Source organism: Dyella sp. SG562 (genome assembly GCF_011759495.1).
GTDB lineage: Bacteria > Pseudomonadota > Gammaproteobacteria > Xanthomonadales > Rhodanobacteraceae > Dyella_D > Dyella_D marensis.
On the sequence record NZ_JAAOYS010000002.1, the window covers coordinates 540892 to 562681 of the forward strand.

Annotated in this window: 21 protein-coding genes; 12 read left to right on the top strand and 9 right to left on the bottom strand. The window is 69.8% G+C overall.

Annotated features, from left to right (window positions below):
• Positions 1 to 9 precede the first annotated feature (9 nt).
• Genes ubiB through FHW84_RS05930 form a run of 4 tightly spaced genes read right to left on the bottom strand, consistent with a single transcriptional unit; the run spans position 10 to position 3070 of the window.
• Entirely contained in the window at positions 10 to 1656 is a 1647-nt protein-coding gene (ubiB, locus tag FHW84_RS05915; RefSeq protein ID WP_167253353.1) for a ubiquinone biosynthesis regulatory protein kinase UbiB, read from the bottom strand.
• Positions 1653 to 2303: an SCP2 sterol-binding domain-containing protein gene (locus tag FHW84_RS05920; protein ID WP_167253355.1), complete on the bottom strand. Its 651-nt coding sequence runs from the start codon at positions 2301 to 2303 to the stop codon at positions 1653 to 1655. Before FHW84_RS05920 ends, ubiB begins: the two co-directional genes overlap by 4 nt.
• Before the next feature lie 47 nt (positions 2304 to 2350).
• Positions 2351 to 2815 carry a tRNA (uridine(34)/cytosine(34)/5-carboxymethylaminomethyluridine(34)-2'-O)-methyltransferase TrmL gene (gene trmL, locus FHW84_RS05925; RefSeq protein WP_167253357.1) on the bottom strand — a complete coding sequence of 155 codons (465 nt, stop codon included), beginning with the start codon at positions 2813 to 2815 and terminating at the stop codon, positions 2351 to 2353.
• A gap of 51 nt (positions 2816 to 2866) precedes the next feature.
• Positions 2867 to 3070, bottom strand: a complete 204-nt coding sequence (locus FHW84_RS05930) for a hypothetical protein (protein ID WP_167253359.1) — start codon at positions 3068 to 3070, stop codon at positions 2867 to 2869.
• A gap of 276 nt (positions 3071 to 3346) precedes the next feature.
• On the opposite strand from FHW84_RS05930, the gene FHW84_RS05935 reads away from it, so the two are divergent.
• The 6 genes from FHW84_RS05935 to FHW84_RS05960 all read left to right on the top strand — a co-directional run bounded on the left by FHW84_RS05935 (position 3347) and on the right by FHW84_RS05960 (position 10801).
• Positions 3347 to 6238, top strand: a complete 2892-nt coding sequence (locus FHW84_RS05935) for a pitrilysin family protein (RefSeq protein WP_167253361.1) — start codon at positions 3347 to 3349, stop codon at positions 6236 to 6238.
• A 131-nt stretch (positions 6239 to 6369) separates the two neighbouring features.
• Positions 6370 to 6774 (top strand): DUF4156 domain-containing protein, encoded by a 405-nt coding sequence (locus tag FHW84_RS05940; RefSeq protein ID WP_167253363.1) that lies wholly within the window; start codon positions 6370 to 6372, stop codon positions 6772 to 6774.
• Between the two features lie 166 nt (positions 6775 to 6940).
• Positions 6941 to 7435 (top strand): MarR family transcriptional regulator, encoded by a 495-nt coding sequence (locus tag FHW84_RS05945; protein WP_167253365.1) that lies wholly within the window; start codon positions 6941 to 6943, stop codon positions 7433 to 7435.
• A gap of 4 nt (positions 7436 to 7439) precedes the next feature.
• A complete protein-coding gene (locus FHW84_RS05950) occupies positions 7440 to 9569 on the top strand; it encodes an FUSC family protein (RefSeq protein ID WP_167253367.1) in 2130 nt (709 codons plus the stop codon).
• Entirely contained in the window at positions 9559 to 9774 is a 216-nt protein-coding gene (locus tag FHW84_RS05955; protein ID WP_208399643.1) for a DUF1656 domain-containing protein, read from the top strand. The genes FHW84_RS05950 and FHW84_RS05955 overlap by 11 nt, the downstream gene beginning before the upstream one ends.
• A 10-nt stretch (positions 9775 to 9784) precedes the next feature.
• The gene (locus tag FHW84_RS05960; RefSeq protein ID WP_167253370.1) at positions 9785 to 10801 is read left to right on the top strand and encodes an HlyD family secretion protein; all 1017 of its coding nucleotides are present in this window, start codon (positions 9785 to 9787) and stop codon (positions 10799 to 10801) included.
• An 82-nt stretch (positions 10802 to 10883) separates the two neighbouring features.
• On the opposite strand, the gene FHW84_RS05965 is transcribed toward FHW84_RS05960, so the two are convergent.
• From FHW84_RS05965 to hemH, 4 genes are all read right to left on the bottom strand, one after another.
• Positions 10884 to 12755 carry an aspartyl protease family protein gene (locus FHW84_RS05965; RefSeq protein ID WP_167253372.1) on the bottom strand — a complete coding sequence of 624 codons (1872 nt, stop codon included), beginning with the start codon at positions 12753 to 12755 and terminating at the stop codon, positions 10884 to 10886.
• 72 nt (positions 12756 to 12827) lie between these two features.
• Positions 12828 to 13634 (bottom strand): helix-turn-helix transcriptional regulator, encoded by an 807-nt coding sequence (locus FHW84_RS05970; RefSeq protein ID WP_167253374.1) that lies wholly within the window; start codon positions 13632 to 13634, stop codon positions 12828 to 12830.
• Between the two features lie 45 nt (positions 13635 to 13679).
• Entirely contained in the window at positions 13680 to 14528 is an 849-nt protein-coding gene (locus FHW84_RS05975; RefSeq protein ID WP_167253376.1) for an alpha/beta hydrolase, read from the bottom strand.
• On the bottom strand, positions 14525 to 15571 hold the full coding sequence (gene hemH, locus FHW84_RS05980) for a ferrochelatase (RefSeq protein WP_167253378.1): 1047 nt from the start codon (positions 15569 to 15571) through the stop codon (positions 14525 to 14527). The genes FHW84_RS05975 and hemH overlap by 4 nt, the downstream gene beginning before the upstream one ends.
• 107 nt (positions 15572 to 15678) lie before the next feature.
• Between hemH and FHW84_RS05985 the strand changes: the two genes are divergently transcribed.
• The 5 genes from FHW84_RS05985 to FHW84_RS06005 all read left to right on the top strand — a co-directional run bounded on the left by FHW84_RS05985 (position 15679) and on the right by FHW84_RS06005 (position 18276).
• Positions 15679 to 16365, top strand: coding sequence for a lipid-binding SYLF domain-containing protein (locus FHW84_RS05985; protein WP_167253380.1), 687 nt, complete (start codon positions 15679 to 15681; stop codon positions 16363 to 16365).
• Between the two features lie 66 nt (positions 16366 to 16431).
• Positions 16432 to 16668, top strand: a complete 237-nt coding sequence (gene tatA / locus FHW84_RS05990; protein ID WP_167253382.1) for a Sec-independent protein translocase subunit TatA — start codon at positions 16432 to 16434, stop codon at positions 16666 to 16668.
• Positions 16669 to 16689: 21 nt separating this feature from the next.
• The gene (gene tatB / locus FHW84_RS05995) at positions 16690 to 17082 is read left to right on the top strand and encodes a Sec-independent protein translocase protein TatB (RefSeq protein ID WP_167253384.1); all 393 of its coding nucleotides are present in this window, start codon (positions 16690 to 16692) and stop codon (positions 17080 to 17082) included.
• Positions 17069 to 17827 carry a twin-arginine translocase subunit TatC gene (tatC, locus tag FHW84_RS06000; protein WP_167253386.1) on the top strand — a complete coding sequence of 253 codons (759 nt, stop codon included), beginning with the start codon at positions 17069 to 17071 and terminating at the stop codon, positions 17825 to 17827. The genes tatB and tatC overlap by 14 nt, the downstream gene beginning before the upstream one ends.
• A complete protein-coding gene (locus tag FHW84_RS06005; protein ID WP_167253389.1) occupies positions 17824 to 18276 on the top strand; it encodes a cupin domain-containing protein in 453 nt (150 codons plus the stop codon). Before tatC ends, FHW84_RS06005 begins: the two co-directional genes overlap by 4 nt.
• An 89-nt stretch (positions 18277 to 18365) precedes the next feature.
• Here the strand turns inward: FHW84_RS06005 and FHW84_RS06010 are convergent, their stop codons facing one another.
• Positions 18366 to 20462, bottom strand: a complete 2097-nt coding sequence (locus FHW84_RS06010) for a TonB-dependent receptor (protein ID WP_167253391.1) — start codon at positions 20460 to 20462, stop codon at positions 18366 to 18368.
• A gap of 111 nt (positions 20463 to 20573) precedes the next feature.
• Between FHW84_RS06010 and FHW84_RS06015 the strand changes: the two genes are divergently transcribed.
• Positions 20574 to 21761, top strand: coding sequence for a peptidoglycan DD-metalloendopeptidase family protein (locus FHW84_RS06015; protein WP_167253393.1), 1188 nt, complete (start codon positions 20574 to 20576; stop codon positions 21759 to 21761).
• The last annotated feature ends 29 nt before the right edge of the window (positions 21762 to 21790 follow it).

Below are 21790 nucleotides of genomic sequence, written 5' to 3' on the forward strand. Positions count from 1 at the left end.
GCGCGTGCTTCAGCGCCTCGGCCACGCGGCCGCGAACGCGCACAGGCCGGCCACGGCCGCGACGACCGGCAGCCACGCGCCATGCTGCGGCGCCTGCGTCCACAGCAAGGTGGCGCTGACCAGCAGCGCACCGCCGAGCAGGCCGGCGCCGAGCGTGCGCTGCTGCCGGCGCGAGGCTTCCTGGCGCTGCGCCAGTTCCAGCGGATCGGCCAGCCCGCGCTGTTCGCCGCGCGCCACCTGGCGCAGCGCGTCGCGGATCAGTTCCGGAAACTGCGGCGCCGCATGGAACCATTCCGGCAGCCGCTTGCGCACTTCGCGCAGGGTGCGGCGCGGGCTGTAGCGCTCGCGCAGGATGCGCTTGAGCACCGGGTGCGCCACCGCCCAGATATCGATATCCGGATCGAGCATGCGGCCCACGCCTTCGATATTCAGCAGCGTCTTCTGCAGCAGGATCAGCTGCGGCTGCAGGGTGAGCTCGAAGCGGCGCGCGGTCTGGAACAGCTTGACCACCAGCTCGGCCAGCGAGATCTGCGACAGCGGGCGGGTGAAGTACGGCTCGCATACCGTGCGCACCGCCGCTTCCAGTTCGTCCATGCGCACGGTGTCGGGCATCCAGCCGGCGTCGACGTGCAGCTGCGCGATGCGCGCGTAGTCGCGCTCGAACAGCGCGATGAAGTTCTGCGCCAGCCAGTACTGGTCCGCTTCCGGCAGCGAACCCATGATGCCGAAGTCCAGCGCGATGAAGCGCGGCTCGCCGGTGCGCGCCACGTCCACCCAGATGTTGCCCGGGTGCGCGTCGGCGTGGAAAAAGTTGTCGCGGAACACCTGCTCGTAGAACACGCGCACGCCCTTGGCGGCGAGCGTCTTGCGGTCCACGCCGGCGGCGTCGATGGCGGCGACGTCGTCGCAGCTCACGCCGTTGACGCGCTCCAGCGTGAGCACGCGTTCGGCGGTGAGTTCCCAGTGCACTTCGGGCACGTAGAGATCCACGCCGCTGTCAAAATTGCGCCGCAGCAGGCTGGCGCTGGCGCCTTCGCGCTGCAGATCCAGCTCGTTCTCCAGCATCTTCTCGACTTCGGCCACCACGTCCAGCGGGCGGATCTTGTCGGCGTTCGGATGCCAGCGCTGCGCCAGCTCGCCCAGCGAATGCAGCAAGGCGACGTCGCGGGCGATGCGCGCGTCGATGCCGGGACGCAGCACCTTCACCACCACCTCGCGGCCATCCGGCAGCGCAGCCGCGTGCACCTGCGCGATCGAGGCCGAGGCCAGCGGCGTTTCGTCGAAGCGCGCGAACAGCTGCGTCACCGGCGCTTTCAGTTCGCGCTCGACGATGGCGCGCGCCTCGGCGCCGGGGAAGGGCGGTACCTGGTCCTGCAGCAGGGCCAGCTCGTCGGCGATGTCGCCGGGCACCAGGTCGCGCCGGGTCGACAGCACCTGGCCGGCCTTGACGAAGATCGGGCCCAGCTCGGTCAGCGCCAGGCGCAGGCGCGCGCCGCGCGGCAGGTTCGCCACGTCGGCGCGCGGCCTGGCCAGGAACGGGCGCAGCAGTTTCAGCGGGCGGAACAGATGGGCGGCGTCGACCAGCTCGTCGAGCCGGTAGGCCAGCAGCACCGAGGCGACGCGCAGCACGCGCGGCACGACTTTCAGCGGCGTCACGCGGCGTTTCCTTTGAGCTTCTGTTCCAGCCGCGCCAGGCGCGATTCCAGGCGTTCGCTGCGTTCGCGCAAGCCGTCCACGCCGTCGAGGAAACCTTCCACTTCGCCCGGCGCCGCGGCCACGCGCACTTCGTCGCGCAGCCAGTCGGCGGTGTCCTCGGCCAGATGGCTGCCGCTTTCGCGCGCATGCGCCAGCGCTTCGCGCACGGCCTTGGCCAGCGGCACGCCGAGCACGTCGCCGAAGGTGCGGGTGAAGGCTTCTTCGAAATCAGGGGCGAACTTCGCGGCGAGTTTTTCCAGGCGGCGCGCCAGTTCCGCATCGCCGGCGATATCCACCTTGCCCGGCGCCACCCCTTCGTCGTCGCGCCGCAGCGCCATCGCCAGCAGGCTGCCGGGCGTGGCGCGCACGCGCAGCTGGCTGTCGTCGCGGCCGGGGCCGACCTGCAGGCGGCCTTCGTGCACGGTGATCGCCAAGGTCAGCGCGGGGCCTTCCAGATGCAGCTGCACGCTGCGTCCGTCCAGCGCGGACAGGCGCTGCACGGTGTCGGGATCGAGCGAGAGCACGTGGTTCAGCGCGGTCTCGAGCGCGCGGCCGGCGATCACGCGCAGCGGGCGCGGCAGCAAGGGGCGGGGAGCGGGTGCGGTCATGGGCCGGCATTGTAGCGGCAGGGCGCGCGGACTCGCCCTGCGGCCGGTCAGCCCGCGCCGTCGAAGCCCAGCTGGCGCCATGCCTCGTACACGGCGACGGCGACGGTGTTGGAGAGATTCAGGCTGCGGCTCTGTGGACGCATCGGCAGGCGCAGGCGGCAGTCTTCCGGAATCGCATCCAGCACCTCGCCGGGCAGGCCGGCGGTTTCGCAGCCGAACAGGAAGGCGTCGCCGGGCGCGTAGCGCGCATCCACATGGGCGACGCGGCCGCGGGTGGAGAAGGCGAACACGCGCGGATGCGCCAGGGCGGCGAGGCAGGTGTCCAGGTCGTCGTGAACCGCGAGGCTGGCGTACTCGTGGTAGTCCAGGCCGGCGCGGCGCAGGCGCGCATCGTCGAGTTCGAAACCCAGCGGCCGGATCAGGTGCAGCGAGGCGCCGGTGTTGGCGCAGAGGCGGATGACGTTGCCGGTGTTCGGCGGGATTTCGGGATGGAACAGGATGACATGCAGCATCCGGCCATTATCTGTGCGGGGCGCCCGCCGGAACAGCGCCCCGTCCGGCGTTCAACCGCCCAGGCGGGGACAGACCACGCCATCGGCCGGCAGCAGGCACTGCGCATGGGCGGCCGGGGCGAGCTGGCCGGCGCTGCCGCTGGCGGCCAGGCGGATGGCGTCGGGCGAGGCATTGACCATCGCCACCAGCAGCAGGGCGCACACCAGCAGGCAGCCGGCGAACAGACCGCGCAACATCAGGGCTTCGAATTTCATGGGGTGTCTCCGACAAGGCTTGGGGTCCTGCGTCCTTGGAATGGCAAGCGCCGTGCCAAGCCCGGCCGGATCACAAGGGCTTGATTTGGCGGAACTTAGGATGCGCGGCCGGATCTGTTCCGCTGTCCGCGGACACTGTGCGCACGCCAGCGGACACTGTCCGGACGCCCGAGGTGTCCGATCGGCCGTCCTTTCGGGTCAATCGGCCGAAGGTCATTTGCGGTTCCCCCCCTGCATGACTAGCCTCGGAGGTTCTGTGAAACAGGAGGTTCATCCATGCGCAAGCCCCTTGCCCTGCTTATTGCCGGGCTTCTGTCCGCCGGAGTCGCCATGACAGCGCCCTCGCCATCCCTGGCCGCCCCGGCCACGCAGACCGTCCCCGAGATCGCCTATACCCGCTTCACCCTGCCCAACGGGCTGACCGCGGTGGTGCACGAGGACCACAAGGCGCCGGTGGTGGCGGTGAGCATCTGGTACCACGTCGGTTCCGGCGACGAACCCAAGGGCAAGACCGGCTTTGCGCATCTGTTCGAGCACCTGATGTTCTCCGGCTCGGAGAACCACAAGGGCACCTACTTCGCCCCGTTCGAGCTGGCCGGCGCCACCGACATGAACGGCACCACCTGGTTCGACCGCACCAATTATTTCGAGACGGTGCCGACCACCGCGCTGGACATGGCGCTGTGGATGGAATCGGACCGCATGGGCCACCTGCTCGGCGCGATCGGCCAGAAGGAGCTCGACACCCAGCGCGGCGTGGTGCAGAACGAGAAGCGCCAGGGCGAGAACCGCCCCTACGGCCGCGTGGACCAGAACATCCTGTCCAACACCTACCCGGCCAACCACCCGTACCAGCACGACACCATCGGCTCCATGAAGGACCTTGATGACGCTTCGCTGGCCGACGTGAAGCAGTGGTTCCACGACTACTACGGCGCCGCCAACACGGTGATCGTGCTGGCCGGCGACATTACGCCGGCGCAGGCCAGGGAAAAGCTCACCAAGTATTTCGGCGACATCCCCGCCGGCCCGCCGGTGCCGCGCCAGCAGCCGTGGATCACGCCGCTGGCCAAGTCCAGCCGCGGCGTGCAGCACGACCACGTGTCGCAGCCGCGCATCTACCGCACCTGGGTGGTGCCGCAGCTGGGCACCGACGACATGGTCTCGCTGGATCTGGCTTCCACCGTGCTCGGCGGCGGCAAGACTTCGCGCCTTTATCAGCGCCTGGTCTACCAGGACAAACTCGTCGACGACATCTCCGCCAGCGTCTCGCCGTTCGCCCTGGCCAGCCAGTTCCAGATCCAGGCCGACGTGCGCGAAGGCGTGGATCCGGCCAAGGTCGAAGCGGCGGTGGCCGACGAGCTGAAGAAATTCCTCGCCGACGGCCCGACCCAGGACGAACTGGATCGCGCCAAGGTCGGCAACCGCGCTTCGTTCGTGCGCGGCCTGGAGAAGGTCGGCGGCTTCGGCGGCAAGGCCGTGATCCTGGCCGAGGGCCAGGTCTATCGCGGCGATCCGGGCGCCTACAAAAAGGACCTGGAGCGCATCGACGGCGCCACCATCGCCAGCGTGAAATCCGCTTCGGCCAAGTGGCTGACCAAGGGCGATTATCTGCTGACCGTGCTGCCGGCCGGCGACGGTTTCGATCCGGACAAGGAAGACGCCAAGGTCGTGGCGCTGCCGGATGCGCAGGGCCGCCCCGACGCCAAGCTGCCGGCCGCGCAGCAGTACAGCGTGGGCAAGAACGAAGTCGATCGCGCCAAGGGCGTGCCGCAGGTCAACCAGTTCCCGGACCTGAGCTTCCCGCAGCTGGAGCGCGGCAAGCTGAAGAACGGCATCGAAGTGGTGCTGGCGCAGCGCCACACCGTGCCGGTCACGCAGATCCATCTGCAGTTCGACGCCGGCTATGCGGCCGACCAGGGCCACAAGCTCGGCACCGCCAGCTTCGCCACCACGCTGATGAACGAGAGCACCAAGTCGCTGGACTCGGTGGAAGTGTCCAAGCGCAAGCAGCGCCTGGGTGCGATCACCAGCATCGGTTGCGGCCTCGACACCTGCACCGCCTCGCTCAATGCGCTCAACGATCAGCTGAAGCCGTCGCTGGAACTGTTCGCCGACATCGTGCGCAATCCGGCGTTCAAGGCCGAGGACATCGAGCGCGTGCGCGGCCAGTGGCTGGCCGGCATCGCGCAGGAGAAGACCCAGCCGACGGGCCTCGCGCTGCGCACGCTGCCGCCGCTGCTGTACGGGCAGGGCCATGCGTATGGCATCCCGTTCACCGGCACCGGCACCGAGGCGGCGATCAAGTCGCTCACGGCGGACGACCTGGCGGGCTTCCAGCGCAACTGGCTGCGGCCGGACAACGTCAAGATCCTGGTCGCCGGCGACACCACGCTGGAGCAGATCATTCCGCAGCTCGACGCGGTGTTCGACGACTGGAAGGCGCCGGACAGCGCACGGCCGAAGAAGAACATCGCCAAGGTCGCCGCCCAGGCCAAGCCGCGCGTGTTCCTGATCGACCGGCCGGATGCGCCGCAGTCGCTGATCCTCGCCGGCCTGCTGGCGCCGTCCAGCAAGGCGCCGAACGACATCGACATCGACGTGGCCAACGGCGCCTTCGGCGGCAGCTTCACCTCGCGCCTCAACATGAACCTGCGCGAGGACAAGCGCTGGGCCTACGGCGCCTTCAGCTTCCTGCGCGATGCGCTCGGCCAGCGGCCGTTCCTGATGTATGCGCCGGTGCAGACCGACAAGACCGCCGAGTCCGCGCGCGAAGTGGAGAAGGAAGCCGTGGCCGTGGTCGGCGCCAAGCCGCTCACCGCGCAGGAAGTGGACAAGATCAAGTCGTCCAACGTGCGCGGCCTGCCGGGCAGCTTCGAGACCACCGCATCGGTGCTCGGCGCGCTCAGCGAGATCGTGCAGTACGGCCGTCCGGACGACTACGTGCAGACGCTCAAGCAGCACACCGAGGCGGTGAACCAGGCCAGCGCGCAGAAGGCGATCGGCGAGATCGTCCATCCGCAGGCGCTGACCTGGGTGATCGTCGGCGACCTCAGCAAGATCGAGCAGCCGGTGCGCGCGCTGAACCTGGGCGAGGTGCACGTGATCGACGCCGACGGCAAGCCGGTGGCGGCCAAGGCGGCGCCGAAGGCGAAGGCCGGCAAGTAAGGCTGGCGGCGGGAGGCGCGCTGCCTTCCGCCGTTCAGCCGGGCGTGGGCTGCCGTCATCGCAGCACGTTACGATGGGGGCCGGGCAGGGGACTGCCCGGCCCTTCTTTCTGGACACCCATGGAGTCACCCATGCGCAAGACCCTGCTGCTCGTTCCCGTGGCCCTGCTGCTCGGTGCCTGCACCTGGGGCATCACCCTGGACGATGCCGCCAAGAACGTCCGCACGGTATGGAGCGGCGACGTGTCCTCCTGCCATGAGCTGGGCAAGGTCACCGTGTCGGTGATGAACCGCGTGGGGCCGATCAACCGCAACGACATCAAGGTGCGCGACGAGCTGGAAGTCATGGCGCGCAACGAGGCGGCCAAGATGCACGCCGACACCGTCAAGCCGCTGGCCGAGCCGTCCGAGGGTTCGCAGCCCTGGGGCGCCTACCAGTGCGGCGCCAACCGCCCGTCCGCCGGCCGCCCGGGGGCGGCCCCCGCGCCGGCGCAGTCGGCCGGCGGCAATACGGAGACCTTCCCGATCAAGGGTTGAGCCACGCCGCAAGCTATTGGAAATACGAGAAAAAGCGCCCCCATCGCGGGGCGCTTTTTTTGTGCCCTGGAAAAAGCCGGTTGCGCCGGTTCTCTCACAGGCATAATATTCACAAATAAGTTGTACATAAATGTACTAAATGATCGATCCCCGCCGAGATCCGCGCATGAGCAGCTTCGCCCCCACCGAGCAGCGCCTGGCCATCACCTGCCGCCGCTATCCCCAGTTCCCGCGCGACCCGGCCGTGCTGGTGCGCCTGGTCAAGCACATCTACAAGCGCGTGCACGACGAGGCCAACGCGCTGCTCAAGCCGTTCGGCATCAACCATCCGGAATACAACCTCCTGATGATGCTGTACGGCACCGAGGGCTATACGCTCAATCCCTCGCAGCTGGCGGACGCCGCGGGGGAGAAGTCCGCCAACATCACGCGGCTGACCAACGAGCTGTGCGACAAGGGCCTGATCGAGCGCACCGCCAGCGACGAGGACCGCCGCAAGGTCACGCTTACGCTGACGGCGAAGGGGCTGACGATGATCGAGAGCTTCCTGCCTGGCATCTGCGGCCTGCTCGAACGGCAGGCCGGCGGGCTGCAGCCGCGCGAATCCGCGCAGCTGGAGCGGCTGCTGAAGAAATTCCTCGACCACGTGGACCCGGCCTGAGGCCATGGCTCCCGAAACCGCACCCGCCGCCCCGCGCTGGGCCTGGCTGCCCGCCTTCCTCGCCGAGGAGCAGGTGTCGTGGGTGTTCGTGGCCAAGACCCTGCTGGCCATGTACATCACCTGCTGGCTGGCCATGCTGTTCCAGCTGGAGCAGCCGGCCACGGCGATGATCACGGTGGCCATCGTCATGCATCCGCAGAGCGGCATGGTGCTGGCCAAGAGCTTCTACCGCGCGCTGGGCACCTTCGCCGGCAGCCTGTTCGGCCTGGTGCTGATGAGCCTGTTCCCGCAGCAGCGCGAACTGTTCCTGCTGTGCCTGTCGCTGTGGGTCGCCATGTGCGCCGGCGGCGCCACGCTGTACCGCAACTTCGCCGCCTACGGCTTCGTGCTGGCCGGCTATACCGCGGCCATCGTCACCCTGCCGGCGGTGAGCAATCCGCTCAACGTGTTCGACTCCGCGGTGATGCGCGTGAGCGAAGTGATGCTCGGCATCATCGTTTCCGGCGTGGTCAGCGACGTGATCCTGCCCGAGCGCCTGCGCCCCCTGCTGCGCCGCAGTGCGCGCGAGCATTTCGCGCACTTCATCGACTTCGCGCGCGGCAGCACCGGCGGGGCCATCCCGCGCCGCGAGATGGAGAAGGCGCACCTGCGCTTCGTGTGCGCCGCGGTGCAGCTGGAAGACCTGCGCGCCTCGGTCATCTTCGAAGACCCGGAAGCGCGCGCCCGCAGCAGCCGCATGCGCCTGCTCAATCAGCGCTACATGGCCGCGTCCACCAGCTTCCAGTCGGCGCATCACCTGATCAACCGCCTGCAGCGCGCCGGCCGCGACAACGTCGCCGCCGCGCTGATCGCGCTGTACGCGCCGATCGGCGAAGCGCTCTCGCCCGACCCCGCGCAACAGCAGGACCCCGCCGTGCTCGCCCCGCGCCTGAAGGCCTGCGAAGACGTGCTGCCGCCGCTGGCCGCGCGCCTGCGCGCGGAACTGCCGGCCGACGCCTGGCTGGAGTTCGACACCGGCGCCGGCCTGCTGCGCCGCTTCTGCAGCGAGATGCGCGACTTCACCGCGCTGGAAGCCTCGCTGCGCGAAGGCAATCTCAAGGGCACGGTGGAGATCGTGCACTTCCGCCGCGGCAACGACGTGCCCGGCGCCGCGGTGAGCGTGCTGCGCACCTTCCTCACCATGGCGGTGCTCAGCGTGTTCTGGCTGAGCAGCGGCTGGACCTACGGCTCCAGCGCCATGCTGCTGGCCACCATCTTCAGCGGCCTGTTCGCGGCATCGGCATACCCGATGATCGCGGTGACCAATACGCTGGCCGGCTATGTCAGCGGCATGGTCGGCGGCTATCTGGTGACCTTCTACGGGCTGCCCGGCGGCGACGGCTTCGCCATGCTGATCATCGCCACGCTGCCGTTCCTGCTGATCGGCCCCTACCTCACCACGCGCAACCAGACGCTGCCGGGCGTCGGTGCGGGCTACACGCTGGGCTATGTGTACATCCTCGCGCTGAAGAACCCGATGGTGTACGACCCCACGCGCTTTCTTAATGACGCCATCGCCCAGGTCGTCGGCATAGCCATGACGGCGGTGTTCTTCATCTTCGTGCCGGCGGTGACCGGTTCGCTGTGGCAGCGCCGCCGCCAGCTGGTGCAGCTGCGCCATCAGGTGGTGCTGGCGGCGAACGCGCCGCTGCCGGGGCTGCTGTACAGCTTCGAAAGCATCAACCGCGACATCGTGCAGCAGGTGGTCACCTACACGCGCCCCGATACCGACGAGTCGCGCAGCCTGCTGGCCTGGGCGCTGTCGGTGCACGAATGCGGCCGCGCGGTGATCGAGCTGCGCCAGGACGTGGCGCGCAGCGGCATGCCGCATTCGGTGGTGGGTCCGGTGCAGGACGCGGTGCACGCCATCGGCGCGCTCTACGCGCAGCCCGGCGCGGAGCGCTGGCGCCTGGCCGATCAGAGCGTCACTCACGCCATCGCCATCACCAACGCCCACCTGGCGCAGTCGCCGTCGACCTGCCAGGCCGCGCTCACCCACCTCTACCTGTTGCGCAGTGCGCTGCGCGACGACGAATCGGCCATGGCGCCCTATATCGAGGCGAACAAGGCCGCGGAGACTCCCCATGCCGCATAGATGGATACCTCATGAAGTCGCGCTCGCCGACGCCCTGGTGCCCGGCCTGCTGGTGGTCTTTATCGGCTGCCTGCTGGCGCTGTGGCTAGTCGATACCGTGGTCGGCCGCTTCGGCCTCTATCGCTTCGTCTGGCATCCGCCGCTGTTCCGGCTGGCCCTTTTCGTGTGCATGTTCGGCACCGCCGGACTGCTGCTGTTTCCCTGAGCCCGCAACCATGAAAATCACCTCGCTGCTCCGTTTCGCCCTTACCGCCGCCGTCGTCGTCATCGCCGCGCTGCTCGGCCATGCGCTGTGGCGCCACTACATGTATTCGCCGTGGACGCGCGATGGCCGCGTGCGCGCCGAAGTGGTGCGCATCGCGCCGGACGTGTCCGGCCTGGTCACCCGCGTCGCCGTGATCGACAACCAGCAGGTGAAGAAGGGCGACCTGCTGTTCTCCATCGACAAGCCGCGCTTCGAATACGCCGTGGCCCAGGCCCAGGCCAATCTCGCCGCGGCCGAAGCCAGCGCGCGCGCCGCCGGCGCCAATATCAACGCGGCCCTGGCCAGCGCCGCCGCGCGCAAGGCCGACTACGAGATGGCTTCCTCGCAGGCGCAGCGCCGCCAGCGCCTGGGCGACGTGGTCTCGCAGGAAGTGCGCGCCGACGCGCAGTCCTCCGCCAACGCCGCGCGCGCCACCTGGCAGCAGGCCCAGGCCAGCGGCAACCAGGCCAGCGCCGCGCGCCAGCAGGCCGAGGCCGCGGTGGAGCAGGCGCAAGTAGCGCTGGACCGCGCCAGGCTCGATCTGGAACGCACCGACGTGCGCGCGCCGGTCGACGGCTATGTCACCAACCTGGATATCCGCGTCGGCGACTACGCCTCCACCGGCTCGCCGCGGCTGGCCCTGATCGACAGCCACAGCTACTACATCTACGGCTATTTCGAGGAAACCAAGCTGCCGCACCTGCGCGTGGGCGACCCGGTGCACATCCGCCTGATGGCCGGCGGCGCGCGGCTGGACGGCCAGATCACCGGCATCGCGCGCGGCATCACCGACCGCGACAATCCCACCGGCAGCGACCTGCTGGCCGACGTGAACCCCACCTTCAACTGGGTGCGCCTGGCCCAGCGCGTGCCGGTGCGCATCGCCATCGACACCGAACACCTGCCGCCGGACGTGCTGATCGCCGCGGGCATGACCGCGACGATCGAGGTGCAGCCGCGCGCCGACGGGCGCAAGCCGGTCGACTGAGCGGCGTAGGTTGGGGTGAGCGCCAGCGAACCCCAACGTTGCGCGACGTTGGGGTTCGCCTCCGGCTCACCCCAACCTACGGTCAGCGCGGCGCTACGTCGCGCAGGCGCATGTCCAGCACCTTGCCGCCATCCAGCGTGAGCTTCAGCGGCGTGCCTTCCGGCAGATTCATGACGGCATCGCGCAGCTCGCCCAGTCCGATCGACTTCGCCGCTTTACCGTTCACCGCGACGATGAAGTCGCCCGCCTTCAGTCCGGCCTCGGCGGCGGGACTGCCGGCCAGCACCCAGCTCACCTTGTAGCGATCCGGCTGCGCCGCCGACTTGCCGGCGCGGAAGCCGGCCATCGCGTACTGCGCCGGCACCGGCGGCTTGCGCGGCAGCAGCACCATCTCCGCGCGGCGGTAATCGAAGTGCACGTTGAAGCGCGACAGGATGTCCTGCCCGATATTGCCCGCCTCGGTGGGATTGCCGGTGGCGCCGGCATCGGCGCGGGTCAGCATGGCCACCACGTTGTCCAGCTTCTGCGTGCCAAGCTGCAGGCCCTGCGCATGCGCGAAGTGCGCGGTGAACAGTCCGCCCACGCCACCGGTCGGCGCCGGTGCGCCATGCTCGTAATGTGCGGCGATGCCGTTGCGCGCGGCCCACTGCGGGAACAGCAGGGTCAGGCCGCCATTGCCGGTATCGATGCCGAACACGCCCTGCTTGCCGTCGAGTCTGGCGTCGACCAGCGGCATGTCGTAGGTGAACTTCATCGGCAGCCGCTCGCCGTGCTCGGCCGGCGGCGCGTCGCCGCGGTCGTAGGCCTGCAGTACCAGCTGGTTCTTGTCGTAGTCGAAGGTGACTGCGAAGCGCTCGAAGATTTCCAGGCCCAGGATGCCGGCGATCGGCTCGCGCCCTTCGCCGCGCTCGTAGAACTCGTGCGGGTAGGGCATCACCAGGAAGGCGAGGTCGCGGATGTCCGCGCGGCCCATGCCGAGATGGCCGACCCGCGCATAGGCCATTTCCATCGAACCCGGCCCGGAGCCGGTGCTCACGCCCGCGCCCTGGGTGGCGAGGCCAAGCTTCTTCGCCGCATCGGTGGTGAGGATGGCGTGGCCGCCGGTGTCGAGAATGAAGGGCATCGGGCCCTTGCCATCGATGCTCGCATCGACCAGCAGGAAGCCGCCTTCCAGATGCATCGGCACCGTGGTGCGGCGTGCATCGCCGGCCATGCTCACGTCGCGCACCGTGTTGTCGGGACGCGCCAGCGCATCGGCCGGCGCGCGCTCCAGCCAGCGGTAGCTCTGCACGATGTCGGTGCTGCCGTTGTCCTCGCCGCCGCCGGCGGTCACCGCGCTGGCGGTGATGCGGAACGGCAGCTGCACGCCGTCGACGTCGCGATAGTCGGCGAAGGCTTCCGTCGCCAGCAGGAAGGAGCTGGCATAGGTGGCGTGGTCCAGGCGATGCGTGGCCGGATCCAGCCACAGCGTGATCGCGCGGCCGCCGGCCGGCGTGGCTTCCAGGCGCTGGTAGCGGTGGCCGTTGGCGTCCGCATCCGGCAGGCGGCGATAGCCTGTGCGGTCGCCGGCGGCGAGGAAGGCGAAGCGGCGCAGCCAGTCTTCGTTGGCGGCGATGATCGCGGCCTCGGCTGAGTCGTAAGGGTGGCTGAGGCCGGTGATGTCCTGGTGCCAGCGGCCTTGTGCGTCGGCGCCGTCGGCGCGGGTGAACAGCGGCGTCTTCGCGTGTTCGGCGTAGTGGCCGTTGCGCAGGTCCACCGCCATGCGCCACTCGCCGGTAAAGCCGTCGGCGTCTTCGCGGCCTTGCGCGAGCAGCGCGCCGTGGCGGCGCCAGGCGTCGGCGCCATGTGCGTCGCGCAGCTGGCGCAGCAGGGTGTCGGTGTCGTCGGCGCAGGCCAGCGTGGGCAGCAGCAGGCCGGCGAGCAGCAGCAGGCGGGGCAGGGATGGTTTGAGCATGGTTCGTCTCCGTGGCGTACGGAACCCATGCTGCCGGCCGCGTCGCGTGCCGACTAGGACGAACCTGATGTATCAGGACGCGTGTTGCGTTTTATGCCGGTAGTCACGCGGCGTCTGGCCGGTGACGCGCTTGAATACGCGGGCGAAATGGCTCTGGTCGGCAAAGCCGGCGCCGGCGGCGACCTCGGCGATCGGCCGCTCGCCATCCGCCAGCTCGCGGCAGGCCTGGCGGATGCGCAGCGTGCGCCGGTAGTCGCCCACCGACATGCCCTGCGCCTGCTGGAAGCGCCGCGCCAGATGCGCCGGATGCACGCCGGCCAGCCGGCCCAGTTCCGGCAGCGACAGCTCGGCCAGCGGGTCGTCGTGCAGCCGCTGCAGCACCTTGGCCAGCCAGGCGGGGCGCTTGTCCTCGCGCTCGTTGCGGCAGGCCAGGGCGACCAGTTCGAACACCGCCGATTGCAGCGCCAGCGGCGCGGCATCGTCATCGGCCACCAGCTCGCGCTCGATGCGTGCCAGCAGGCGTGCGGCGTCGGGCAGGCGCAGTGCGCGGTAATCGCCGAGCAGCCGCTGCAGGCCGCCGCTGTCGGCCAGTTCCTGGCCTGGGAAGATGCTGAGGCAGCGCGCGCCGCGCGGCGAAAAACGGTTGGCGTGGCGATGGCCCCGCGGATGCGCCAGCAGCAGGCCGGGCGCGCAGTCGGTATCCGCGCCGGACGCCCGCTGCGTATAGGCGCCGTCGGCGACCAGGCACAGATAGGCCTCGTCATGCTCGTGCAGCGGCAGCACGCCTTCGCCCGCATACGCGGTGGCGGTGACCAGCATGCCGCCGAACGACTGGCGGTGCTGCGGGGATCCGAAGTTGGTGCGCCCTAGGTGCTGCATGGCTTGCAGTGTACGGAGCCGCGGCGCCGCGCCGCGTGCCGTTGGTCAGGGGGCGAGATGGGCCGAAGCCCAGGCGGCGACGGCCTGCGGGTGTTCCAGATGCAGGTGATGGCCGCCCTGCAGGTGGCTGACCGCGATGCCGGCGACGCAGGCCGCACGCTGCATCATCGGGCCGCTGGGCAGGTACGACGTGGCCGGTTCGGCCAGCAGCAGGGCGGTGGGCGCGTCGATGCCGCGCAGCAGGGCGTGCACCTGCGTCTCGGCGAGGCGCAAGGGCGAGGTGCGGGTAAGCCGCGGATCGCTGCGCCAGCACCAGCCGTCCGCCACTTCGGCCAGGCCGCGCTCGACGATCGGCCGCGCCAGTTCCGCGCGCAGGCCGCCGGCGATGGCGCGGGCGGCCACGGCCTGCTCGATATCGCGGAACACGCGCAGCCCCTTGCCGTTCGGCGCGGTGGCGATGCCGTCGCGGAAACGCTGCAAGGTGTGCGTGCCGTCGTCGCCGAGCGGCCCCAGCCCTTCGATCAGCAGCAGGCGGCGGATACGCGACGGCGCCGCGGCCGCCGCCAGCGCGGCGATGCCCGCGCCGAGCGAATGGCCGAGCAGGTCGAAGCGCTCCAGGCCCAGCGCATCGGCGGCGGCCAGCACGGCGCGCACGTAGTCGACGAAGTGGTAGTGCAGGCCGGGCGGCAGGTGATCGGAGTGGCCATGGCCCGGCAGTTCCAGCGCGATGACCTGGCGATGTGGCGCCAGCAGCGGCGCGAGGCGTGCATAGCTGCCGGCATTGTCCAGCCAGCCATGCAGGGCCAGCAGCGGCGGCAGATGGTCGCCGCCCCAGACCAGCGCGCGCAGCGCCAGCGCCGGCAGTTCGATCGCGCGCTCGGCGGGGCCGCTCATGCGCCGCCGCGTTCCGGCCAGCCCTGCATATGGCGCAGGGCCAGTTCGGCCAGGCTGTCCACCTGGTGCCGGCTATGGTTGAGCGCGGGGATATAGCGCAGCTCCTGGCCGCCGGCTTCGAGGAAGAAATCGCGGTTCTGCATGGCGATCTCCTCCAGCGTTTCCAGGCAGTCGACCGCGAAGCCGGGGCAGGCCACGTCCAGCCGCTTCACGCCCTGCGCCGCCAGTTCGCGCACGGTGGCGTCGGTGTACGGCTGCAGCCACGGCTCGCGGCCCACGCGCGACTGGAAGCTGACGATCAGCTGCGCCGGCTCCAGGCCCAGGCGCGCGCGCAGCAGCGCCGCGGTGCGCTGGCATTGCAGGAAATACGGGTCGCCGGCTTCCGTGTAGCGCTGCGGAATGCCGTGGAAGGACAGCAGCAGCCGGTCGCCGCGCCCGTGTTCGCGCCACCAGCCTTCGATGCTGCGCGCCAGCGCTTCGATATGGCCGGGGTCGTCGTGATAGTCGTTGACCACGCGCAGCTCCGGCGGCCAGCGCAGCGTCTTGAAGCTGTCGGCCACCGCATCCAGCACCGAGCCGGTGGAGGTGCCCGAATACTGCGGATACAGCGGCAGCACCAGCAGCCGGCGCACGCCTTCGCGCATCAGCTGCTCGATCTGCGCGGCCACCGAGGGCTGGCCATAGCGCATGGCCAGGGCCACCTTGACCGGCCCCGGCATGCGCTGCGACAGGGTTTCCTGCAGCGCGGCGGCCAGCGCCTCGCTGCCCACCCGCAGCGGCGAGCCCCGCGGCGTCCACACGCGCTGGTAGGCGTGCGCCGAGCGCGGCGGCCGGATGCGCAGGATCACCCCGTGCAGGATCAGCCACCACAGCCAGCGCGGGTACTCGATCACGCGCGGATCGCCGAGGAACTCGGCCAGATAAGGACGCAATGCGCGCGCAGTCGGCGCTGCGGGCGTGCCCAGGTTGACCAGCAGCAATCCGGCCTTAACCGGCAGGTCATCGGAAAGTCCGGTCAGGCCGGTATAGTGACTGAGAGGCATGGCAGCGACGTGGACAATTCAACCATGAAGTGTGCCACAAGCCATCCGGCGCCCCCTGTGACCCGCGGTCGCGGGCGCTACTGACGGAACCCGTACAGGAGTCACCCATGTTCAAAGCATCGCTGCGCCGCCTGCTGCTCGCCGCCCTGGTTCTGCTGCCGGCCATGGCCGTCCACGCCGAGGACCCGCCGCTGGTGCGCGCCGAGAACTCGGTGCGCGTGCTGAAGGAGATCATGGAGGCGCCGGACAAATCGATCCCGGTCGACCTGCTGAAGGAAGCCCACGCGATCGCGGTGATCCCCGACATGGTCAAGGCCGGCTTCATCTTCGGCGGTCGCCGCGGCGAGGGCCTGATCTCGGTGAAGAGCCCGGACGGCACCTGGTCCAACCCCAGCTTCATCTCGCTCACCGGCGGCAGCGTCGGCTTCCAGGCCGGCGTCTCGTCCACCGATGTGATCCTGGTCTTCCGCACGCAGCGCGGCGTGGATTCCATCGTCAACGGCAAGTTCACCCTGGGCGCCGACGCCGCGGCCGCGGCCGGCCCGGTCGGCCGCACGGCCACCGCCTCCACCGATTCGCAGTTCAAGGCCGAGATCTACTCCTACTCGCGCTCGCGCGGCCTGTTCGCCGGCGTGGCCCTGGATGGCTCCGCCCTGCGCATCGACTACGACGCCAACGAAGCCATCTACGGCAAGGGCATCACCCCGCGCCGCATCTTCGAAGGCGGCGTCAGCAATGTTCCCTCCCAGGTCGTCGATTTCCGCGACCGCCTGGAGGAGTACACTCAGCGATGATTCGGAAAGGCCGGCGTACCCGCGTGCGATCGTTTTCCGGTCTTCTTCCGACTTGAGGCCATCCCCATGAGCATGACCCATCTCCTTATCCTGCTGGTCGTCGTAGTGCTGATCTTCGGCACCAAGAAATTGCGCAATATCGGCTCGGACCTCGGCGGCGCCGTGCGCGACTTCAAGAAAGGCCTGGACGGCGGCGAAGAAAGCGCCGGCAGCAGCAAGCCCAAGGACGAGCGCCTGCAGGCCGACCCGCCGCCGGCCAGCAGCCAGAGCCAGTCGCAGCACGACCACAGCGAAACCAAGTAAGCCCCGGCGGATCCTCAAGGCATGATCGAGATCAGCTTCGGCAAGCTGGTGCTGCTGGCGCTCGTCGCGCTGATCGTGCTCGGCCCGGAAAAACTGCCCCACGCCGCCCGCACCGCGGGCGCCCTGCTGCGCCGCGTGCGCCTGGGCTGGGACAGCGTGCGGGCCGAGGTGGAGCGCGAGCTGCAGCTGGAAGAAATCAAGCGCCAGGCGCGCGAGGCGGCGGACCGCGCCCAGGCGGCGCAGTCCGAGCTGGACGCCACGCTGCGCAAGGTGCGCGACGCCGGCGCCGAAACGGTCGGGCCCGCCACCATCGCGCCGGCTTCCGGCGAAACCCTGCCCGTGAAGGAGGAGCCGGCCCTCGGCTCCGAGACGCCACCCAAGGATCCGAAGGACTCCCCGCATGGCGGCGCCTGAGCAAGAACAAGAACCCGACGCAGTCGAAGAAGGCCTGTTCTCCCACCTGATCGAGCTGCGCTCGCGCCTGATGCGCGCGATCGTCACCATCGCGCTGGTGCTGCTGGCGCTGATCCCGATCGCCAACCGCCTGTACGCGGAGCTGGCTGCCCCGCTGGTGGCGCGCCTGCCGCAGGGTGCGCATCTGATCGCGACCGAAGTGGCCAGCCCGTTCGTCACGCCGCTGAAGCTGGCCTTTTACGCGGCGCTGTTCATCAGCATGCCGATGATCCTGTACCAGCTGTGGGCCTTCGTCAGTCCCGGCCTGTACAAGCACGAGAAGCGCCTGGCGCGCCCGCTGCTGGCGGCGGCGCTGGTGCTGTTCTACACCGGCTGCGCGTTCGCCTATTTCCTGGTGCTGCCGGCGGCGTTCCGCTTTCTTACCGCGGTGACGCCGGAAGGAGTGGAGATGATGACCGACATCACCCACTACCTCGACTTCGTGATGCTGATGTTCTTCGCCTTCGGCCTGTGCTTCGAGGTGCCGGTGGCGGTGGTGATCCTGGCCGCGATCGGCGTGGTGAACCTGCAGCAGCTGCGCGACGGCCGGCGCTACGCCATCGTCGGCGCCTTCACCATCGCCGCCTTCATCACGCCGCCGGACATCACCTCGATGATCATGCTGGCGGTGCCGATGTGCTTCCTCTACGAAGTCGGCCTGCTGGCCGTGCGCTGGCTGGTGAAGCCGGCGGCGGCGACGCCGTGAGCGGGTCCGGGCGCGCGGCGGAACTGATCGCCGAGCTGCGCCTGGAGCCGCATATCGAAGGCGGCCACTACCGCCGCTTCCACACCGCCATCGCACCGCATGGCGAGCGGCCGGCGCTCAGCGCCATCCATTACCTGATCGCCGCCGGCCAGGTCGGCGCCTGGCATGCGATCGACGCCGAGGAAGCCTGGCACTACGTGGAAGGCGATCCGCTGGAGCTGCTGATCTACCACCCCGCCGAGCGCCGGCTGGAACGCCACCGCCTGGGGCCGCTGGCGCAGGGCGCCGTGCCAGTGCGCGTGGTGCCGGCGAACGCATGGCAGGCCTCGCGTCCGCTGGGCGCCTATACGCTGGTGACCTGCACGGTGGCGCCGGCGTTCGAGTTCGGCGGTTTTCGCCTGCTTGCCGACGAGCCGTTCGCCAGCACCTTGCGGCAACAACTGGCGTAGGTTGGGGTGAGCCGCAGGCGAACCCCAACGTCGCCACCTTCAGGCGCATGGCATCGTTGGGGTTCGCCTGCGGCTCACCCCAACCTACGTCAGAATTCCAGCTGCGCACCCAGCATCGCGGTGCGCCCGGGCGAGGGTTCGTAGTAGCGGCCGTTGCTCTCGTTGACGATCACCGAGCCGATCACGCGGCGGTCGAACAGGTTGTCCACGCGCGCGCTCAGGTGCAGCTTTGCCGTGCCCAAGGCCAGGCCGTAGCCGATATCGGCGCCGGTCAGCACATAACCCGGCGCGCGTTCGCTGCCGCGGTCGTCGACCGTCACCGCGCCCACGCCCTGCCACTCCACGCCCATGCGCCAACCCAGGGTGCCGCCGCGTTCGATACGCAGCGAGCCGTAATCGTCGGGAACGCCGGGAATACGCGTGCCGGCGGGAATACGCACCGCCGGCGTGCCGCTCAGGAACGCGTCGCGGAAACGCGCCTGCAGATGCGTCGCGCCCAGCAGCATCCGCCAGCCGCCGCCGAGCTCGCCCTGCAGCGCAAGCTCCGCGCCCTGGCGCCGGCTGCGCCCGATATTGCGATAGCTGGAACGCCCGCCGCTGTTGCTGGCCACCGCCAGCTCGTGGCGCGTATCGGCGCGGAACAGCGCCGCTTCGAGCTGCCAGTCCGCCGCGGCCTGCCATTTCATGCCCAGCTCGCCCTGGCGGCTGCGCGCCGGCTGCAGGTCGAAGGCCAGGCCGGCGCCGCCGTCGGTGCGGTAGCCCAGTTCGGCGAAGGTCGGCGTCTCGAAGCCTTCGCCGTAGCTGGCGTAGAAGCGCAGCCGTTCGCCGGGGCGGTACTGCAGGCCGAGCACCGGCGTGGTCGCGCCGTAGCTCACGCTGCCGCTGTCGTCCGGATTGCCGGGCGCGATGTAGTGATCGGTCGCGCGAAAGCGCACCTCGCTGTGGCGCACGCCGGCCAGCAGCGACCATCGCTCGGCGAAGCGCCAGTAGAGCTGCGCGTAGGGGTCGAGATTCCACACCCGGTCGTCCTCGTCGCGGCGCAGCCGGCCGCTGACGCCGAGCACGCTGCCGGCGAAATTCTCGTAGCCGCGGCGGCGCTGCTGCTGGTCGTCCCAGGACAGGCCGAGCACGGCTTCCAGCGGACGGCCGGCGAGTTCGGCGCGGCGGGTCCAGCGCGCGTCCAGGCCGCCGTAACTCGTATCCAGATCCACCACGCCGCCGGCGCTGAGCGGATTGCGCTGCGCCGCCACCGGCACGGAAAGCATCTGCTGCACGCCGCGCTCGCCGTAGTAGGCCATCAGGCGCCATTGCGTATCGGCATCGGGCGACAGCTCGTAGATCGCGCCGCCCTGCGTCTGGTGCACGCTTTTGCGGGTGTCGAACTGGTCGGCGGCGGCGATCGCCTGGCGCGGATCGGCCATGGCCTGCGCACGGGTCAGCCCCAGCGGATCCTGCGCCTGCGGCAGGGCCACGGTGTTGAGCACCACGGTCAGGTGCCCGCGATTCCCAAGCTCGAAACCGAGCCGCGCATTGCCGGATTCCCGCTTTGCGCGGCTGTGCTCGCGATAGCCGTCCGTCTGGAAGTGCGACAGCGCGAGGTTGTAGTCGAAACCGCCGTCCTTGCCGCGCGTCGACACGCCCACCCGCGCCGTGCCGTTGCTGCCGCCGAACAGGCCCACCCGCGTCACCGGCGGGTCGCTGCCTTCGGCGCTCCACAGCTGCACCACGCCGCCGGACGCATTGCCGTACAGCGCCGAGAACGGGCCGCGCAGCACTTCCACCCGCTCGGCCGCATCCAGGCTGAAATGCGAGACCTGGCCCTGGCCGTCCGGCATCGTTGCCGGAATACCGTCCGCATACAGCCGCACGCCGCGCACGCCGAAGGTGGCGCGCGCGCCGTAGCCGCGCAGCGAGATCTGTTCGTCCTGCGCGTAGTTCTGGCGGTCGCGCGCCAGCACGCCGGGCACGCCGATCAAGGCCTCGGAAAGATTCACGCCCGGCTTGCCGCTGTCGCCCGGCGCCACCGCCACCACGCTGAGCGAGGCGGGCAGGTCCAGCGGCGGAATATCCAGCCGCGTGGCATTGACCCGCACCGGCGGCAGTTCGGTGGTGTCGTCCGCCTGCGCCGCGCAGGCCAGGCACAGCAGCAGGGCGCTCGTGATTATCGACTTGCCGCTGCCGCGCATCGCCGCTCCGAACCCAAGGGTGAGTCCGCAATGGTAGGGGATGCGCCGTGACCGGTCAGTGCCGTCGTTCCGCCTCTCGCCACGTTCAGCCCGCCCCCGCATAATCGCGCGATGCCACATGCCCGCTGCTCCGTCCGCCTGATCGGTGCCATCGCCCTGTCGTTTGCGGCGCTCGCCGGCGTTCCCGCGCACGCGCAGGAAAAGACCAGGGCCGAACAGGCCGAGGCGCAGAAGAAGCTGGCCGAAGTGCGCAGCAAGATGGAGGAGCTGGCCAGGGAGCAGGCCGAGACCGCGAGCAAGCGCGACTCCGCCAATGCCGAACTGGCCAAGCGCGCCAACGCCGTGGCCGGCGCCGCCAAGGCGGTGCGCCAGACCGACGCGGAACTCTCTTCCAAGCAGCGCGAGCTGGAAAAACTGCAGCAGGACCGCGCCGCCCTGCAGAAGAACCTCGACGGCCAGCGCGCCGCGATTGCCGATCTGCTGCGCGCCACCTACACCCTGGGCCGCGGTTCCGACCTGCGCCTGCTGCTGGGCGACGACGACGTGGCGCGGGTGGCGCGCGCGCTGGCCTATTCGAAGTACTTCCAGGAAGACCGCGTCCAGAAGGTGCAGAAGCTGATGGGCGACCTGGCCCGGCTGCAGGACCTGGAAGCGCGCATCGCCACCGAACAGCAGGCCCTGCAGGCCACCAAGGCGCAGCGCCAGGAGCAGGCCAAGGCGCTGGAGCAGCAGCGCGCCGAACAGGCCAGGCTGGCCGCCCAGACCGACGCCCAGTACAAGGACCAGGGCGAGCGCCTGGCCCAGCTCAAACAGAACGCGCAGTCGCTCAACAGCCTGGTCGACAAGCTGCAGAAGGCCATCGACGACGCCGCGCGCGAGGCGGCCAAGGCGGCCCGGGCCAACCCGGCCGCGCCCAGCGTGTCGCCGGGCAAGGGCAGCGCCAATATCCGCGGCAACCTGCCCTGGCCGGCCAACGGCGTGGTCAACACCTATGGCAACGGCGTGCTGATCAAGGCCGGCGGCGGCAGCGAAGTGCGCGCGGTGGCGCGCGGCCGGGTGGTCTATGCGGCCTTCCTGCGCGGCTACGGCATGCTGCTGATCCTCAACCACGGCGGCGGCTGGATGAGCATGTACGGCAACAACGAAACCCTGCTGCACGGCGTGGGCGACGAGGTCGACGCCGGCCAGGCGGTGGGCACCGCGGCGGCGCCCACCGGCGTCAATACCGGCGTGTATTTCGAACTGCGCCAGAACAACAAGCCGGTCGATCCGCGCAGCTGGTTGTCACGCCAGCGTTGACGCGGGGCGTACGCCGCAGCAGGCTAGCC

What these genes read in the sequence shown, in the direction of transcription:
- FHW84_RS05920 (WP_167253355.1), bottom strand. Translation starts at nt 2,303, where the DNA reads ATGACCGCACCCGCTCCCCGCCCCTTGCTGCCGCGCCCGCTGCGCGTG.
- trmL (WP_167253357.1), bottom strand. Translation starts at nt 2,815, where the DNA reads ATGCTGCATGTCATCCTGTTCCATCCCGAAATCCCGCCGAACACCGGC.
- FHW84_RS05930 (WP_167253359.1), bottom strand. Translation starts at nt 3,070, where the DNA reads ATGAAATTCGAAGCCCTGATGTTGCGCGGTCTGTTCGCCGGCTGCCTG.
- FHW84_RS05935 (WP_167253361.1), top strand. Translation starts at nt 3,347, where the DNA reads ATGCGCAAGCCCCTTGCCCTGCTTATTGCCGGGCTTCTGTCCGCCGGA.
- FHW84_RS05940 (WP_167253363.1), top strand. Translation starts at nt 6,370, where the DNA reads ATGCGCAAGACCCTGCTGCTCGTTCCCGTGGCCCTGCTGCTCGGTGCC.
- FHW84_RS05945 (WP_167253365.1), top strand. Translation starts at nt 6,941, where the DNA reads ATGAGCAGCTTCGCCCCCACCGAGCAGCGCCTGGCCATCACCTGCCGC.
- FHW84_RS05950 (WP_167253367.1), top strand. Translation starts at nt 7,440, where the DNA reads ATGGCTCCCGAAACCGCACCCGCCGCCCCGCGCTGGGCCTGGCTGCCC.
- FHW84_RS05955 (WP_208399643.1), top strand. Translation starts at nt 9,559, where the DNA reads ATGCCGCATAGATGGATACCTCATGAAGTCGCGCTCGCCGACGCCCTG.
- FHW84_RS05960 (WP_167253370.1), top strand. Translation starts at nt 9,785, where the DNA reads ATGAAAATCACCTCGCTGCTCCGTTTCGCCCTTACCGCCGCCGTCGTC.
- FHW84_RS05965 (WP_167253372.1), bottom strand. Translation starts at nt 12,755, where the DNA reads ATGCTCAAACCATCCCTGCCCCGCCTGCTGCTGCTCGCCGGCCTGCTG.
- FHW84_RS05970 (WP_167253374.1), bottom strand. Translation starts at nt 13,634, where the DNA reads ATGCAGCACCTAGGGCGCACCAACTTCGGATCCCCGCAGCACCGCCAG.
- FHW84_RS05975 (WP_167253376.1), bottom strand. Translation starts at nt 14,528, where the DNA reads ATGAGCGGCCCCGCCGAGCGCGCGATCGAACTGCCGGCGCTGGCGCTG.
- hemH (WP_167253378.1), bottom strand. Translation starts at nt 15,571, where the DNA reads ATGCCTCTCAGTCACTATACCGGCCTGACCGGACTTTCCGATGACCTG.
- FHW84_RS05985 (WP_167253380.1), top strand. Translation starts at nt 15,679, where the DNA reads ATGTTCAAAGCATCGCTGCGCCGCCTGCTGCTCGCCGCCCTGGTTCTG.
- tatA (WP_167253382.1), top strand. Translation starts at nt 16,432, where the DNA reads ATGAGCATGACCCATCTCCTTATCCTGCTGGTCGTCGTAGTGCTGATC.
- tatB (WP_167253384.1), top strand. Translation starts at nt 16,690, where the DNA reads ATGATCGAGATCAGCTTCGGCAAGCTGGTGCTGCTGGCGCTCGTCGCG.
- tatC (WP_167253386.1), top strand. Translation starts at nt 17,069, where the DNA reads ATGGCGGCGCCTGAGCAAGAACAAGAACCCGACGCAGTCGAAGAAGGC.
- FHW84_RS06010 (WP_167253391.1), bottom strand. Translation starts at nt 20,462, where the DNA reads ATGCGCGGCAGCGGCAAGTCGATAATCACGAGCGCCCTGCTGCTGTGC.
- FHW84_RS06015 (WP_167253393.1), top strand. Translation starts at nt 20,574, where the DNA reads ATGCCACATGCCCGCTGCTCCGTCCGCCTGATCGGTGCCATCGCCCTG.